The following is a 14958-nucleotide window of genomic DNA, read 5'->3' on the forward strand; positions in this document are numbered from 1 at the left end:
GTGACGCCAGTCGTCTCACGTGGCAGGAAGAAACCCCCGTGAGGGGGTCAGCATGCCCCCTGACGGCCCCCTCACGCATCCGCAGGAGCGAGGTCCGCACAACGCTTGACGGTACGTGACCTGGAGCGCGAGCATGTGGGAGCGCTCCCACGAGTGGCCGACGGGGTCCACCCCGCTTCCCGCCGGTCACCGTGGGACGCTTCAGGCATGCCGTCCGGCCGGCCCGGCCGGCCCGGTCCCGTCGCCGCCGGTCTCGGCCAACCGCCGTTCGAGGAAGCGGCGTTCGGCCTCGGTGGGTGCGAGGTCCCGTGCCTCGCGGTAGGCCGCGGCGGCCCGCGGCACGTCGCCGAGGCGGCGCAACAGCTCCGCCCGGGTCGCCGGCAGCAGGTGGTAGCCCGCGAGCGCGCCGGACTCGGCCAGCGCCTCGACCAGCGCGAGGCCCTTCGCCGGCCCCTCGGCCATGGCGACCGCGACCGCGCGGTTCAGCTCCACCACCGGGCCCGGCGCCATCCGGGCCAGCTCCCCGTACAGCAGCGCGATCTGCGGCCAGTCCGTGCGCCGCGGGTCCGCGGCCTCCGCGTGGCACGCCGCGACCGCCGCCTGTACCTGGTAGGGGCCGGGCCGGTGCACGGCCAGCGCGCCGTCCAGCACCGCGACGCCCTCGGCGATGAAGTCCCGGTCCCAGCGGGAGCGGTCCTGCTCCTCCAGCGGGACCAGGTCGCCCGCCCGGTCGGTGCGGGCGTCGGCCCGCGCGTCGTGCAGCAGCATCAGCGCGAGCAGGCCCGCCGCCTCCGGCTCGTCGGGCATCAGCCGGACCAGCAGCCGGGCCAGCCGGATCGCCTCGGCCGTCACCCGCCGCTGGTCGGGTCCCGCGGCGCCCGGCGCGTACCCGGCGTTGAAGAGCAGGTACAGCACGGCGAGCACCGCCGCGGTGCGCCGCGGCAACATCTCGCCCGACGGCACCCGGAACGGGATCGCGGCGTGCCGCATCTTGTTCTTGGCCCGGGTCAGCCGCTGGGACATGGTCTTCTCCGGAACCAGGAACGCGCGCGCGATCTCCGCGGTGCTCAGACCGGTCAGCGAACGCAGCGTCAGCGCGACCTGGGCCGGCAGCGACAGTGCGGGGTGGCAGCAGGTGAAGATCAGCCGCAGCCGGTCGTCCCGCACCGCCCCGGCGTCCGCCTCGGCGGCGACCGCCGTGGGCTCCGGCTGCCCGCTCGGCTGCGGCGGGGCGAGCCGGGCCGCCTGGCGCAGCTTCTCGGCCTCGGTGGCCGCCCGGCGCAGGCGGTCCAGCGCCCGGTTGCGGGCGGTGGTGGTCAGCCAGGCGCCGGGCCTGCGCGGCACCCCGTCCCGCGGCCACCGCTCCAGCGCGCGTTCGAAGGCGTCCTGCGCGCACTCCTCCGCCAGGTCCCAGTCGCCGGTCAGGCCGATGACCGCCGCCACCACCCGGCCCCACTCCTCGGACCAGGCCGCGGCGACGGCCTCCTTCACCCGGTCGCTCACCGGCGGGCCGACCTCATCATCGCCCGGCGGGCCGTGGGCGGCGGCTCACTGGGCGTCCGACGGGGCGTCCTGCGAGAAGTCCTCCGGCCAGAACGGCCGGACCTCGACCATCCCGTAGCGCGCCACCGGATGCTTGGAGGCGATCTCGATGGCCTCGTCCAGGTCCGCGCAGTCGATGATGTCGAACCCCGCCATCTGCTCCTTCGTCTCCGCGTAGGGGCCGTCGGTGGTCAGCAGGGCGCCGTCGCGGACGCGCACGGTCGTGGCGTCGTCGGCGTCCCTGGTGCGGCTGCCGGTCAGCCGCACGTTGCGCCGGGTCATCTCCTCGACCCACGGCCGGGCGTCCAGCTCCTGACGGCCGACGCCGGCGTAGTGGTCCCCGTCATGGCAGATCAGCAGCAGGTACTTCATGGCACTCTCCTCTTACTGGTGCGGTGCGGCCGTGGGCCCGTGTCCCCGCCTCGACCGCTCTCACCCCTACGACGAACGGACCCGGCCGGGAACTACACCCGGCCGGAGATTTCTCCGCCGGTCCAGCCGCCGGTCGCGGCGCGGTGGGGCGCCAGCGCGGCGGCGACCGCGGCGAGCAGCACCACGCCGCACAGCAGCGGTACGTCGGTGTGCCCGTGGCCGATCAGCGCCGCGCCCGCCAGCGCGCCCAGGAACATCGCCAGCGCCGACAGCAGCCGCACCGCGCCCTTGCCGGACGCGCCGCCGGCGAGCCGGGAGTCCGCGGCCATCCCGGTGATCGTCATGGTCAGCACCGTCGTGGTGAGGTCGGGCACCCCCAACTGGCGTACCACCGCGTTCTGCCCGCCCATCGCCACGCCGAGCAGCACGATCAGCGCGCCGCGCGGCGCGCCGGTGGCCGGCAGGCCGACCAGGGCGCCCGTCACGCAGGCCGCGGCCACCAGGGCCGCCTGGAGGACCGTGCCGGTCAGCAGCAGCCGCGCCCGGTGCCCCGGCATGGCGTGCCCCAGCCGGCCGCCGGCCAGCGCCCCCGCCGCGAACGCCGCGAGGGCGAGCACCGAGGCGGTCACCGAGAAGCCGCTCGCGCCCGCGAGGGAGAAGGCCATGAAGACCACGTTGCCCGTCATGTTCGCCACGAAGACGCGGCCCAGGGCCAGATAGCTGAACGCGTCCACCAGACCGGTGACCAGCGTCAGCGCCAGCAGCATCGGCGGCAGCGGCCCGTACGGCGCGGACCTGGGCGGTACGAGGGTCGCGCGGGCCTGGCTGAGAAAGGTCTGCACGGGCATGTCCTCCTGGCGGTCGCGCGCGGAGCCTTCGGGCCGCGTCGCCGGGCGTACGCGCTGCTGATGGGGACAGACGGACGGCACGGGTGAGGCCCATCACCATGGTGGCCGCTCGCCCTGCCGGAAGCGGTCATCGCGCGCGGTCCGGCACCCGATGTGAAACTGAGCGACGAGGAGGTGATCCTCCATGGCCAGGCCCGCCCCGGGCTCCGCCGGAGACGACACCGTCAGCACCGACGTACCGGCCCGACTCGACCGGCTGCCGTGGTCCAGGTGGCATTGGATGATCGTGATCGGACTCGGCACCGTCTGGATCCTGGACGGTCTGGAAGTCACCATCGTCGGCAACATCGCCGGCCGGCTGTCCGAGAAGGGCAGCGGTCTCGCCGTCACCGCCGCCCAGATCACCGGCATCGCCGCCGCGCTGTACGTGGCCGGCGCGTGCGCCGGCGCGCTGTTCTTCGGCTGGCTCACCGACCGGTTCGGCCGCAGGAAGCTGTTCATGATCACCCTCGCGGTGTACCTGACGGCCACCGCCATGACCGCGCTGTCCTTCGCGCCCTGGTGGTTCTTCACCTTCCGGTTCCTGACCGGCTTCGGCATCGGCGGCGAGTACGCGGCGATCAACTCCGCGATCGACGAGCTGATCCCGTCCCGGTTCCGCGGCCGGGTCGACCTGATCATCAACGGCAGCTACTGGCTCGGCGCGATCGGCGGCTCGCTGCTGTCGGTGGTCGCGCTGAACACCGACCTCTTCCCCGCGAACATCGGCTGGCGGCTCACCTTCGCGCTCGGCGTGGTGCTCGGCCTGGTGATCCTGCTGGTCCGGCGGCACGTCCCGGAGAGTCCCCGCTGGCAGTACATCCACGGCCGGGGCGAGGAGGCCGAGGGACTGGTCACCGAGGTGGAGCACCGGATCGAGGCGGAGAAGCAGACCGACCTGCCGCCGCCCGGGGGCGAGATCACCATCCGTCCGCGGCTCAGCATCGGCTTCGGCGTCATCGCGAGGACGGTGTTCACCAAGTACCCGAAGCGGGCCGTCCTCGGGCTGTCGCTCTTCGTCGGCCAGGCGTTCCTCTACAACGCCATCACCTTCGGCTTCGGCAACATCCTCACCACCTTCTTCAACGTCTCGGCCGGCGACACCGGCTACTACTTCGCGGTCATCGCCGCGGGCAACTTCCTCGGCCCGCTGCTGCTCGGCCGGCTCTTCGACACCCTCGGCCGGCGGGTCATGATCTCCTCGACGTACCTGCTGTCGGGGCTCCTGCTCTTCGGCACCGCGTGGCTGTTCGACCGGGGGTCGCTCGACGCGACCACGATGACCGCCTGCTGGTGCGTCGTGCTCTTCTTCGCCTCGGCCGGCGCCAGCAGCGCCTACCTCACGGTCTCGGAGATCTTCCCGATGGAGACCCGGGCGATGGCCATCGCGTTCTTCTACGCGGTCGGCACCGCGGCGGGCGGCATCAGCGGTCCGCTGGTCTTCTCCGACCTCACCAAGTCCGGCGTGGTGGGGGACACCGTGCTGGCGTTCTGCGTCGGCGCCGCGCTCATGACCGCGGCGGGGCTGGTCGCGGTGGCGCTGGCGGTCAAGGCCGAGGGCAGGTCGCTGGAGGACATCGCCGCGCCGATCTCCTCGGCCAGCCGGTCCTCCGCCGGCTCGGCGTCGGCGTCCGGGCCCGCCAGGGCCTGAGCGTCCGGGCCCGCGCGGACCTCAGCCCGGACCCGCGCGGGCCTGAGGTCCGCGCGGGCCTCAGGCCCGGGGGAGCGTGGCGCACGCGAAGGGTCCGGTGGCCGTCACGGCCACCGGACCCCTTCGCGTGCGAACTGTCCGAGGGTTCAGTTCTGGGCGAGCAGCCCGGCCCGCAGCCGGCTGATCGTCCGGCTGAGCAGCCGCGAGACGTGCATCTGCGAGTAGCCCATCGCCTCGCCGATCTGCGCCTGCGTCATCTCCTCGCCGAACCGCATCTGCAGCAGCCGGCGGTCCCGCTCGGGCAGCTTCTCGATCAGCGGGGCCAGGCTGTGGAAGTTCTCCACCAGCTCCAGCGCCGGGTCGCACTCGCCGAAGGTGTCCGCGAGGGTGCGGCCCTCGGCCTCGGAGCCGCCGTCGGAGTCGCTGTACGGGAGGTCCAGGGAGCCCGCGGTGTAGCCGTTGGCGGCGACCAGGCCCTCCAGCACCTCCTGCTCGGTGATCTCGAGGAAGGTCGCGAGCTCCGCGGTGGTCGGGTCGCGGTCCATCAGCACCGACAGGTGCTCCTTGGCCTTGCTCAGCTCCACCCGCAGCTCCTGCAGCCGGCGCGGCACGTGCACCGCCCAGGAGGTGTCGCGGAAGAACCGCTTCATCTCGCCGACGATGTACGGGATGGCGAAGGTGGTGAACTCCGTCTCACGGGACAGGTCGAACCGGTCGATGGCCTTGATCAGGCCGATCGTGCCGACCTGGACGATCTCCTCGCGGTCGGTGGCCGGCCGGTTCCGGTAGCGGGCGGCGGCGAAGTGCACCAGCGCCAGGTTCATCTCGATCAGGGTGTTGCGGGCGTAGCTGTAGGCCTGGGTGCCTTCCTCCAGCTCCTGGAGCCGGTCGAAGAACAGCCGCGAGAGCACCCGGGCGTCCTTCGGCGCGACGGCCGTCGCGTCGTCGATCAGCGGCAGCCCGCTCGTTGCTTCCGTGGGCCCGGCCGACAGGCTCTCGACGGTGCCCGTCACGTCCGTGCTTTCAGCCTGCTCAAGCATTGTGGTCACGTCATCGCCTCGCACTCATCGGACAGTTCGATCCGCGCCTGCCCCGGACCCATCGGAGTATGCCGAATTGGTCCCGGACGACTTTGGTAACGATTCCGCACGGCGTCCGCGCGGGCTCCGGTCAGATGCCCGCGCCGAGCCGCTCGGCGAACCAGTCCAGCTGCTTGACCTGCTGGAACGGGCCGCCGCCCTCATGTCCGTTGAAGTCGTACACCTCGATCCGCTTGTCGTCCTGGGCGTAGGAGTTGTACGCCGCGAAGACCGTCGAGGGCGGGCAGACCTCGTCCTCCAGCGCGGTGGAGAAGAGGGCCGGGGCCGTCGCGCGGGCCGCGAAGTGCACGCCGTCGAAGTAGGAGAGGGTCTCGAAGACCCGGTCCCTGCGGTCGCGGTGGGCGGACAGGTAGCGGCCGATCTCGCGGTACGGCATCTCGTCGGTGATCGTCGCGGCGCGCTGATAGTCGCACAGAAAAGGGACATCGGGGGCGACTGCTGACAAATCGTGCATCAGGCCGGCGACGGCGAGGGTGATCCCGCCGCCCTGGCTGACGCCGGTCACCGCGGTGCGCGAGGAGTCGGTCAGCGGGTGCGAACGGGCCGCCTCGACGGCGCGCACCGCGTCGGTGAACACCCGGCGGTAGTAGAAGGCGTCCGGGTCCTCGATGCCGCGGGTGAGGAAGCCGGGCGACGCCGGGGCGCTGCCGACCGGGTCGTCGGTGTCGCCGGTGGACCAGCCGCTGCCCTGGCCGCGGGTGTCCATGACGAAGTGCGCGTACCCGGCGGACGCCCAGAGCAGATGGGTGTGCGCGAGGCCGCGGCCGCCGCCGTAGCCGACGAACTCGACCAGCAGGGGGAGGGGCTCCGCGGCGCCCGCGGGATGGGTGAGCCAGCCCTTGACCGGGTGGCCGCCGAAGCCCGCGAAGGTGACGTCGTACGTCGTCACCGTCGACAGGCCGGTGGCCACCCGCTCGAAGCGCGGGTCCAGGTCGTGCTGCCGGGCCTGGGCCAGGGTGCCGGCCCAGAACCCGTCGAAGCCCTCGGGCTCGGTCGAGCCGCTCCGGTAGCTGCGGAGGCGGTCCAGCGGCAGGTCGAAGAGGGCCATGGCGGTCCTTCGGGGGTTCTCGGGGGCGACGATCGGTCACACGGTACGTGCCGCGCCGCCGGCCCGGAAGAACGCTCTGAACCGGTTGAGTGGGACGGGTGGTGTCGGTCGGTTCCTGATGGAATCGTGGGGAATCTCCCCGAGTTGCCGGTGGGCCGGTGGTGGTGGGTGGACCTCGTCTCACGTGCGGGGTGCGCGGTCGCCTGCGGGTCGGCCTCGCTCGGGATCGGTCGTGCAGCCGCCCTTGCGGCAGTTCACGTCGGGGCAGGACATCTCGGTTCACCTCTTCTTGCCGGTGCTTCTTGCCGTGTTTCTGCCGGTGGTCTCCTCGCGCGCCCCGCCGTGCGGTGCTCCCGGGTCCACCGGTTCCCTCCGGTCTGACGGCCATGCCCTGCGGAATGGTTCCCGCCGCATGCTGTGAAAGCGCTGACATCGATCGTGAAGCGGTCAAGGCGTGAAGCAGGTCATCCGATGTCTGGCGTCCACAGGCGAGGGGTCAACGCCCCTCGCATCAGGCGGAACCGCCATCAAGCGGGAGCAAAGGGCAATCCTTCTCCTGGTGCTTGACGAGGTATTTGTTACAGCAGTTGAATCCCTGCAGACCTGACCCGCTTGTTCGAAGCGCTCAGCGTGGCGGCCGCAGAACACGGCAGCCGCCTTCCCCCACCGCAAACCTGCGCGAACCGAGCGGCCTCCTCCACGCGGGCGGCTGGGTTCAGCTGTTGAACATCGGAGCCCTCCATGGGAGTCTCACGTCGTACGCTCGTCGGCACCGCGGCGGGCGGCTCGGCCGCCGCCGCACTGGCCGCACTCGGTCTGGCACGGACCGCAACCGCTTCCACCGCACTGCCGGCCGCCAGCGGTCCCGGCGACGTCGTCGGCAAGGTGACCGTCGGCTACCAGGGCTGGTTCGCCTGCATCGGCGACGGCGCCCCGATCAACGCCTGGTGGCACTGGAGCGCGAACTCCGGCCAGGCGCCGTCCCCTTCGAACACCGGCATCGTCGCCTGGCCGGACGTCCGCGACTACGCCAAGACGTACCAGACCGGCTACGCGGCCCTCGGCAACGGCCAGCCCGCGACGCTGTTCTCCTCCTACGACCAGCAGACCGTGGACACGCACTTCCAGTGGATGCAGCAGAACACCATCGACACCGCAGCCCTGCAGCGCTTCAACCCCACCGGCGGCGAGGGCCCGACCCGCGACGCGATGGCCCAGAAGGTGCGCAGCGCCGCCGAGTCGCACGGCCGGAAGTTCTACATCATGTACGACGTCACCGACTGGACGACCATGCAGTCGGAGATCAAGGCCGACTGGACGAACAAGATGAAGGCGCACACCGCCTCCTCCGCGTACGCCAGGCAGAACGGCAAGCCGGTGGTGTGCATCTGGGGCTTCGGCTTCAACGACGACAAGCGGCCCTGGGCCCCGGCGCCCTGCCTGGACGTGGTCAACTGGTTCAAGTCGCAGGGCGTTTACGTCATCGGCGGCGTGCCGACCTGGTGGCGTACCGGCGACCGCGACTCGCGGGCCGGATTCTCCGACGTCTACCACGCGTTCGACATGATCTCGCCGTGGATGGTCGGCCGGATCGGCACCGTGGCCGACGCCGACAACTTCTACAACGTCGCCACCGTGCCCGACCTCGCCGAGTGCGCCGCGCACGGCATCGACTACCAGCCGTGCGTGCTGCCAGGCGCGGTCACGCTCCGCCAGCGCGCCCACGGCGACTTCATGTGGCGGCAGTTCTACAACATGGTCCGCGCCGGGGTGCAGGGCGTCTACATCTCGATGTTCGACGAGTTCAACGAGGGCAACCAGATCGCCAAGACCGCCGAGTCGCAGGCGTGGACGCCCACCAACTCCGGTTTCCTGGCGCTGGACGAGGACGGCACCGCCTGCTCCTCCGACTACTACCTGCGGCTGACCGGCGACGGCGGGAAGATGCTCAAGGGCCAGATCGCGCTGACCGCCACCCGCCCCACCCAGCCGGTCGTCTCCACCGGCGGGGGCACCGGCACGGTGGTCGCCCTGCGGGCCCGCGCGAACAACGAGTACGTCACCGCCGACAACGCCGGCGCCTCCGCGCTGATCGCCAACCGCACGACGGTCGGCGCCTGGGAGCAGTTCGACCTGCTGGACCAGGGCGGCGGGAACATCGCGCTGCGCGCCCACGCCAACGGCAAGATCGTCACCGCGGACAACGCGGGCGCCTCCCCGCTGATCGCCAACCGCACCGCCGTCGGCCCCTGGGAGACCTTCCAGCTCGTCCACAACAGCAACGGCACCGTCAGCCTCAAGGCGCTCGCCAACGGCCAGTACGTCACGGCGGAGAACGCCGGCGCCGCGGCACTGGTCGCCAACCGCGCCGCCATCGGCGGCTGGGAGCAGTTCGACCTTGTGACCTCCTGACGGGGTAGTCCGCCCCCGAACGGGGAAGGCACGAGGCACGCGGCTGTCGATGGTGGGAGGAACCTGGTGAAGGTGGGGCTGCTGACCCGGGAGTACCCGCCGGACGTGTACGGCGGGGCCGGCGTCCACGTCGAGTTCCTCGCCCGCGAGCTGCGTTCCCTGGTCGACCTGGACGTCCACTGCTGGGGGGAGGGCACGGACGGCGGAGCCTTCCGCCACCGCGCCCCCTCCAGCCTGGACGGCGCCAACGACGCGCTGCGCACCTTCGCCGTGGACCTGGCCATGGCCGCCGCGGTCGAGGACTGCGACCTGGTGCACTCGCACACCTGGTACGCCAACCTCGCGGGGCACGTCGCCAAGCTGCTGCACGGCATCCCGCACGTGCTCACCGCGCACTCCCTGGAGCCGCTGCGCCCCTGGAAGGCCGAACAGCTCGGCGGCGGATACGCGCTGTCCAGCTGGGCCGAGCGCACCGCGATGGAATCCGCCGACGCCGTCGTCGCGGTCTCCGACGGCATGCGCCGCGACATCCTGGCCTGCTACCCGGCGCTCGACCCCGAGCGGGTGCACGTCATCCGCAACGGCATCGACACCGCCACCTACCGCCCCGACCCGCGCACCGACGCGCTCTCCCGGATCGGCGTCGATCCCAGCCGTCCCTACGTGCTCTTCGTCGGCCGGATCACCCGGCAGAAGGGCGTGCCGCACCTGCTGCGCGCGGCCCGCCGGATCGACCCGGCGATCCAGCTCGTGCTGTGCGCCGGCGCGCCCGACACCCCCGCGCTCGACCGCGAGTTCCGCGGCCTTTTCGACGAGCTGAACAAGGTGCGCGACGGGGTGCACTGGATCCCCGCCATGCTGCCGCGTCCCGTGGTCGTCCAACTGCTCACGCACGCGGCGGTGTTCGTCTGCCCGTCGGTGTACGAGCCGTTGGGCATCGTCAACCTGGAGGCGATGGCCTGCGGCACGGCGGTCGTCGCCTCCGCGGTCGGCGGCATCCCCGAGGTCGTGCAGGACGGCGAGACCGGACTGCTGGTGCCCTACGAGGAAGACCGGCCGCAGGAGTTCGAGGCCGCCCTCGCCGAGGCCGTCGACCGGCTGGCCGGCGACCCGGTCACCGCCGCCGCGATGGGCGAGGCGGGCCGGGACCGCGCGGTACGGGAGTTCGGCTGGGACACCGTCGCCCGCCGCACGGTGGACCTGTACGCGGCCCTGCCCAAGCCGGGGTGAGCGGCCGTCCCGGCCCGTCGCCGGGACGGTGGGGCACGGTGCGACACAGGACAGCGGACGTTCAGACAACGGACGTCCGGGCGAGGGACATTCGGACTGCGTACACGCAGCCGGCGGATCGAACGGACACGGACCCAAGGGGGTGGCTCATGCGCGGTGGGCCTTCGGTGCTGGGCATAGTGCTGGCCGGTGGCGCGGGAAAGCGGCTGATGCCGCTGACCGCGGACCGGGCCAAGCCCGCGGTGACCTTCGGCGGCACCTACCGGCTGGTGGACTTCGTCCTGTCCAGCCTGGTCAACGGCGACGTCATGAAGGTGTGCGTGCTGACGCAGTACAAGTCGCACTCGCTGGACCGGCACATCACCACGACCTGGCGGATGTCCAGCCTGCTGGGCAACTACGTCACGCCGGTGCCGGCGCAGCAGCGGCTCGGGCCGCGCTGGTTCCTCGGCAGCGCCGACGCGATCCTCCAGTCGCTCAACCTGGTGCACGACGAACAGCCCGACTACATCGCGGTGTTCGGCGCCGACCACGTCTACCGGATGGACCCGCGGCAGATGCTCGCCCAGCACGTCGAGCACGGCGCGGGCGTCACCGTGGCCGGGATCAAGGTCTCCAGGACGGAGGCCTCGTCGTTCGGGGTGATCACGCCGGCCGCCGACGGCATCCAGGTCGAGCGGTTCCTGGAGAAGCCGTCCGACCCGCCGGGGCTGCCCGGCGACCCCACCCGGGTCTTCGCCTCCATGGGCAACTACCTGTTCACCACCAAGACGCTGCTGGACGCGCTGCACGCGGACGCCGAGGACACCCAGTCGGTGCACGACATGGGCGGCAGCATCCTGCCCCGGCTCACCGAGCAGGGCGTCGCCCAGGTCTACGACTTCGACTCCAACCACGTGCCCGGCGAGACCGCGCGCGACCACGGCTACTGGCGGGACGTCGGCACCCTCGACGCCTACTACGACGCGCACATGGACCTGATCTCCGACCAGCCGGCGTTCAGCCTGCACAACCGGCGCTGGCCGATCTACACCCATCCCGGCCAGCTGCCGCCGGCGAAGATCGCCGCCGGCGGCTTCGCCGGCGAGTCGGTGATCAGCCCCGGCTGCCTGATCCGCGGCCAGGTCACCCGCTCGGTGCTGTCGCCCGGTGTCGTGGTCGACGCCGGCGCGGTGGTGCAGGGCTCGGTGCTGCACGACAACGTGCGGGTCGGCCGCGGCGCGATCGTGCGCGGCGCGGTGCTGGACAAGAACGTGGAGGTGCCGCCGGGCGCCACCATAGGCGTCAACCCCGACCGCGACCGTGAGCTGTACACGGTGTCCGCGGCCGGGGTCATCGCCCTGGGCAAGGCCCAGCGGGTGCTGTGACCGGTCCCCGCGGGGACCGGTCGTCCGGCCCGGAGGCTAGCTGCCGTACGCCTCCAACTCGTAGATCCGCGCGGCCGGGTCGGTGTTCTGGGTCGGGGTGATCACGCTGAGCCGGATGTAACGGCCGCTCTGGCTGACCTGCTGGGTGGTGGTGTCGGCGGTGTTGCCGCGCACCTGGGCGACGGTGGTCCAGGTGGAGCCGTCGGACGACACCGCCAGGTCGAAGTCCTTGGTGTCCCACGCCGGGTCCTCGCCGCCCGCGCCGGCGTGCCGCACCACCAGCGAGGTCAGCGCGTGGGACGCGCCGAGGTCGACGGTCAGCGTCTTGGTGCCCGTCACCTTGGAGCACCACTTGTCCGAAGTGCCGCCGGTGTAGCTGCCGTTGACCGCCTTGTCGGGCGTCTCGGTGGTCCCGCACGAGTCCGATCCGCTGGCCGCCCTGCCCACCGCGAGGTCGGGCGATCCGCCGCCGTACACCTCCAGTTCGTAGATCCGGGCCGCGTCGCTGCCGTTGCCCGAGGTGTTCGCCGGCGTGGTGACGACCAGCCGGGCGTAGCGGGCCTGCCGCGGCGAGACCGCGTTGTACGTACGGCTGGCGCGCGAGCCGGTGACCGTCGCGGCGGTCGACCAGGTGCTCCCGTCGGTGCTGGTCTGCAACTGGAAGGCGGCGGTGTTCCAGGCGGTGTTCTCACCGCCGAGACCGGCGTGCTTCACCACGAAGGACGACACGTTCTGCGTGCTGCCGAGGTCCACGGTGAGAGTGGCGCCCGCCGTCTTGGAGCACCACTTGCTGTTGTTCTTCAGCGTTCCGTCCACCGCCTTGTCGCCCGACTCGGCGGTGGCGCAGGCCGTCGAGGCGGTCACGGTCCTGCCCTGCGCGAGGTTCGTGCCGAGTTCGGGCGCGGCCGGCACCGGCGTCGCGCCGTCGGTGAAGGAGGGCGGCGCGTCCGAGGCGCCGGTGCCCCAGCTCGCGCTCGGCGTGGACCCCATGGTGAAGCCGAGCGTCGCGCCGGCCGCCACGTCCGGGTAGCGCAGGTAACTGTGGCTGGTCGCCGTGCCGTTGACGGTCAGGTTCTGGACGTAGTTCCCGCTGCCCGACGCGTTGACGGTGATGTTTCCGCCGGGGCGCTGGATCAGCACCGAGGGGAAGGACGGGCCGTTGACCGCCAGGGTGTCCGCTCCGGGCGTCGCCGGGTACAGCCCGAGCGCCGCCCACACGTACCACGCCGAGGTCGCCCCCAGGTCGTCGTTGCCGGGCAGGCCGCCCGCGCCGGTGGTGTAGGACTCGGACATCACCTTGCGCACCGCGTCCGAGGCGCCGGCCGGGTCGCGGGCGAAGTCGTACGCCCACGGCACGCCGTGCTCCGGCTCGTTGCCGATGTAGTAGTACGGCAGCGTCTGACCTGCGTTGACCTGCGTGAAGTGGTGGTCCAGGCGCTGCACCGCGGTCTGCCGGCCGCCCATGTCGTTGATCAGGTCGGCGAAGTCGTAGGGCACCATCCAGGTGTACTGGGAGGCGTTGCCCTCGGTGAAGTCGCTCTGGCTCGCCGGGTCCAGCGGCCAGGTCCAGCTGCCGTCGGAGTTGCGCGGCTGCACGTAGCCCGAGTCGGTGCCGTAGGTGTTCCGCCAGTACTGCGCCCTGGCCATGTGGGTGCTGTAACTCGACGTGTTGCCGAGCGCCTTGGCGAACTGCGCGACGGCGAAGTCCGAGGCGGAGTACTCCAGGGAGTCCGAGGGGGCGCCGGGCAGGTAGTGGAGGCTGGTGTAGGTCGACTGGTTGCCGCGTACCGGGGAGCCCTGCGTGGTCCCGCCGCTGGAGGACTTCTCCATCAGCGTCAGCGCGGCCGCGGTGTCGAAGTTGCGCACCCCGAAGGCGTACATGCTGCCGACGATGATCGGGCCCGGGTCGCCGGTCATCACGAAGTCCTCGTTGGTCTGCTGCGACCATTTGGGCAGCAGGCCGCCCTGCTGGCCGTCCAGGACCATGGAGTTGGCGATGTCCGCGGCCTCGTTCGGCGCGATCAGGGCGACCAGCGCGGCCCACGAGCGGTAGATGTCCCAGCCCGAGTAGTTCTGGTAGACCGGCCGCGAGGAGTTGTGCACCGCGTTGTCAAAGCCCCGGTAGTCGCCGTTGACGTCGCTGGAGATGTTGGGGCTCTGGAAGACGTGGTAGAGCGAGGTGTAGAACTTCCGCAGGTCGGTGGCCGCCCCGCCGGTGACCTGCACGCGGTTGAGCACCGCGTTCCACGAGGTGTCGGCCGCGGTGCGGACCGCGTTGAAGTCCCAGCCGCTGTTCTCCGCGGTCAGGTTGGCCTGCGCGCCGGCCACGCTGACGTACGACAGGCCGACCTTCGCCTGCACGGTGCGGGTGCCGGTGGTGTCGAAGGTGACGTACGCACCGGTGTTGGCGCCGGTGGCGCTCGACGAGCCGGCCGAGACGGTACCGCCCGACCAGGTGCCGAAGCCGGTGGGGGCGCGGTCGAAGCGGATGTCGAAGTAGATCTGGTAGGTCTTCGACGAACCGCAGAAGCCGCCGGCCGTCACACTGCCGGTCACCTCCGAGCCGCTCACCTTCACCGAGCCGCTGCGGTTGCCGGTCGCGCTGCGGCTGGTGTTGATGAGCAGCCCCGCGCTGGTGGACGAGGGGTAGGTCAGCCGGGCCATGCCGGTACGGGTGGTGGCGGTCAGCTCCACGTCGGTGCCGTACTTGTCGAGCCGGTTCTTGTAGTAGCCGGGCGCCGCCGTCTCGTTGGACTTGGTGTACGCGGACGCGTAGCTCGTCCAGCTGCTGCCGGGGGAGGCGCCGACCGCGCCGGTGATCGGCAGCAGCGGCAGGTCCTCGTTGTTGGGGCAGCCCGCGCCGTCGAAGTGGGTGAGGCTGAAGTCCTCGACGGAGGTGTCGGAGTAGCGGTAGCCGGACGGCGACGCGGTCGGGGTGTCGGGGCTGAACTGCACGCCGCCGAAGGGCACCACCGCCCCCGGGTACGTGCTGCCGCCGGCCCCGCCCGGCACCGGGTTGGGGGCGGAGCTGTCGTCGGTGCCGACGAACGGGTCGGCGTACTGCGTCAGGTTGAGCGTCGCGGCGTGGGCCGGTGCGGAGGTGACGCCGCCGACGCCGAGAGCGGCCAGTAACAGGGCGCTCAGGACGCCCGTGGTGCGGGAGCGGAGCACGGCAGGGAGCACGGAGTACCACCTTCTCGCGGAGGCGGCACGGCGCGGTGACGCCGGGCGGCCTCGGGGCAGGAGCGGCTCGAAGCAATGTGAACGTTACCAAGCGGAATCGCATTCTTGATGTGTACCTGACGTGGTGTCAAGGGGTCGGGAGGCGACCGGTGGGGCGGCGGCACGC

At 71.7% G+C, this 14958-nt stretch carries 10 protein-coding genes; 4 read left to right on the plus strand and 6 right to left on the minus strand.

Annotated features, from left to right (window positions below; genetic code table 11):
* Positions 1 to 201: 201 nt before the first annotated feature.
* The 3 genes from V2S66_RS25720 to V2S66_RS25730 form a co-directional block, all read right to left on the minus strand.
* A complete protein-coding gene (locus V2S66_RS25720) occupies positions 202 to 1503 on the minus strand; it encodes an RNA polymerase sigma factor (protein WP_330798901.1) in 1302 nt (433 codons plus the stop codon).
* Between the two features lie 45 nt (positions 1504 to 1548).
* A complete protein-coding gene (locus V2S66_RS25725; RefSeq protein WP_330798902.1) occupies positions 1549 to 1914 on the minus strand; it encodes a YciI family protein in 366 nt (121 codons plus the stop codon).
* Between the two features lie 92 nt (positions 1915 to 2006).
* Complete coding sequence (locus V2S66_RS25730; protein ID WP_330798904.1) at positions 2007 to 2762, minus strand: YoaK family protein; 756 nt, start codon at positions 2760 to 2762, stop codon at positions 2007 to 2009.
* Positions 2763 to 2946: 184 nt separating this feature from the next.
* Between V2S66_RS25730 and V2S66_RS25735 the strand changes: the two genes are divergently transcribed.
* Positions 2947 to 4452, plus strand: a complete 1506-nt coding sequence (locus V2S66_RS25735) for an MFS transporter (protein WP_330798906.1) — start codon at positions 2947 to 2949, stop codon at positions 4450 to 4452.
* 146 nt (positions 4453 to 4598) lie between these two features.
* Here V2S66_RS25735 and V2S66_RS25740 read toward each other — a convergent pair whose 3' ends face one another.
* Together V2S66_RS25740 and V2S66_RS25745 are read right to left on the minus strand one after the other, a co-directional pair.
* Positions 4599 to 5492, minus strand: a complete 894-nt coding sequence (locus V2S66_RS25740) for a SigB/SigF/SigG family RNA polymerase sigma factor (RefSeq protein WP_330799003.1) — start codon at positions 5490 to 5492, stop codon at positions 4599 to 4601.
* A 130-nt stretch (positions 5493 to 5622) separates the two neighbouring features.
* Positions 5623 to 6600 carry an acetylxylan esterase gene (locus tag V2S66_RS25745; protein ID WP_330798907.1) on the minus strand — a complete coding sequence of 326 codons (978 nt, stop codon included), beginning with the start codon at positions 6598 to 6600 and terminating at the stop codon, positions 5623 to 5625.
* A gap of 741 nt (positions 6601 to 7341) precedes the next feature.
* Between V2S66_RS25745 and V2S66_RS25750 the strand changes: the two genes are divergently transcribed.
* From V2S66_RS25750 to V2S66_RS25760, 3 genes are all read left to right on the plus strand, one after another.
* The gene (locus V2S66_RS25750; protein ID WP_330798909.1) at positions 7342 to 9012 is read left to right on the plus strand and encodes a xylosidase; all 1671 of its coding nucleotides are present in this window, start codon (positions 7342 to 7344) and stop codon (positions 9010 to 9012) included.
* Positions 9013 to 9078: 66 nt separating this feature from the next.
* Positions 9079 to 10242: a glycogen synthase gene (glgA, locus tag V2S66_RS25755; RefSeq protein ID WP_330798911.1), complete on the plus strand. Its 1164-nt coding sequence runs from the start codon at positions 9079 to 9081 to the stop codon at positions 10240 to 10242.
* Between the two features lie 149 nt (positions 10243 to 10391).
* Positions 10392 to 11609 (plus strand): glucose-1-phosphate adenylyltransferase, encoded by a 1218-nt coding sequence (locus tag V2S66_RS25760; protein ID WP_330798913.1) that lies wholly within the window; start codon positions 10392 to 10394, stop codon positions 11607 to 11609.
* Positions 11610 to 11645: 36 nt separating this feature from the next.
* Here V2S66_RS25760 and V2S66_RS25765 read toward each other — a convergent pair whose 3' ends face one another.
* Positions 11646 to 14792, minus strand: a complete 3147-nt coding sequence (locus tag V2S66_RS25765; RefSeq protein ID WP_330798915.1) for a GH92 family glycosyl hydrolase — start codon at positions 14790 to 14792, stop codon at positions 11646 to 11648.
* Positions 14793 to 14958 lie beyond the last annotated feature (166 nt).

It is taken from the genome of Actinacidiphila polyblastidii (assembly GCF_036353415.1).
GTDB lineage: Bacteria > Actinomycetota > Actinomycetes > Streptomycetales > Streptomycetaceae > Actinacidiphila > Actinacidiphila polyblastidii.

Bases quoted from the DNA above. Each gene is read 5' to 3' on its own strand.
- V2S66_RS25725 (WP_330798902.1), bottom strand. From the start codon at position 1,914: ATGAAGTACCTGCTGCTGATCTGCCATGACGGGGACCACTACGCCGGC.
- V2S66_RS25730 (WP_330798904.1), bottom strand. From the start codon at position 2,762: ATGCCCGTGCAGACCTTTCTCAGCCAGGCCCGCGCGACCCTCGTACCG.
- V2S66_RS25735 (WP_330798906.1), top strand. From the start codon at position 2,947: ATGGCCAGGCCCGCCCCGGGCTCCGCCGGAGACGACACCGTCAGCACC.
- V2S66_RS25740 (WP_330799003.1), bottom strand. From the start codon at position 5,492: ATGCTTGAGCAGGCTGAAAGCACGGACGTGACGGGCACCGTCGAGAGC.
- V2S66_RS25745 (WP_330798907.1), bottom strand. From the start codon at position 6,600: ATGGCCCTCTTCGACCTGCCGCTGGACCGCCTCCGCAGCTACCGGAGC.
- V2S66_RS25750 (WP_330798909.1), top strand. From the start codon at position 7,342: ATGGGAGTCTCACGTCGTACGCTCGTCGGCACCGCGGCGGGCGGCTCG.
- V2S66_RS25760 (WP_330798913.1), top strand. From the start codon at position 10,392: ATGCGCGGTGGGCCTTCGGTGCTGGGCATAGTGCTGGCCGGTGGCGCG.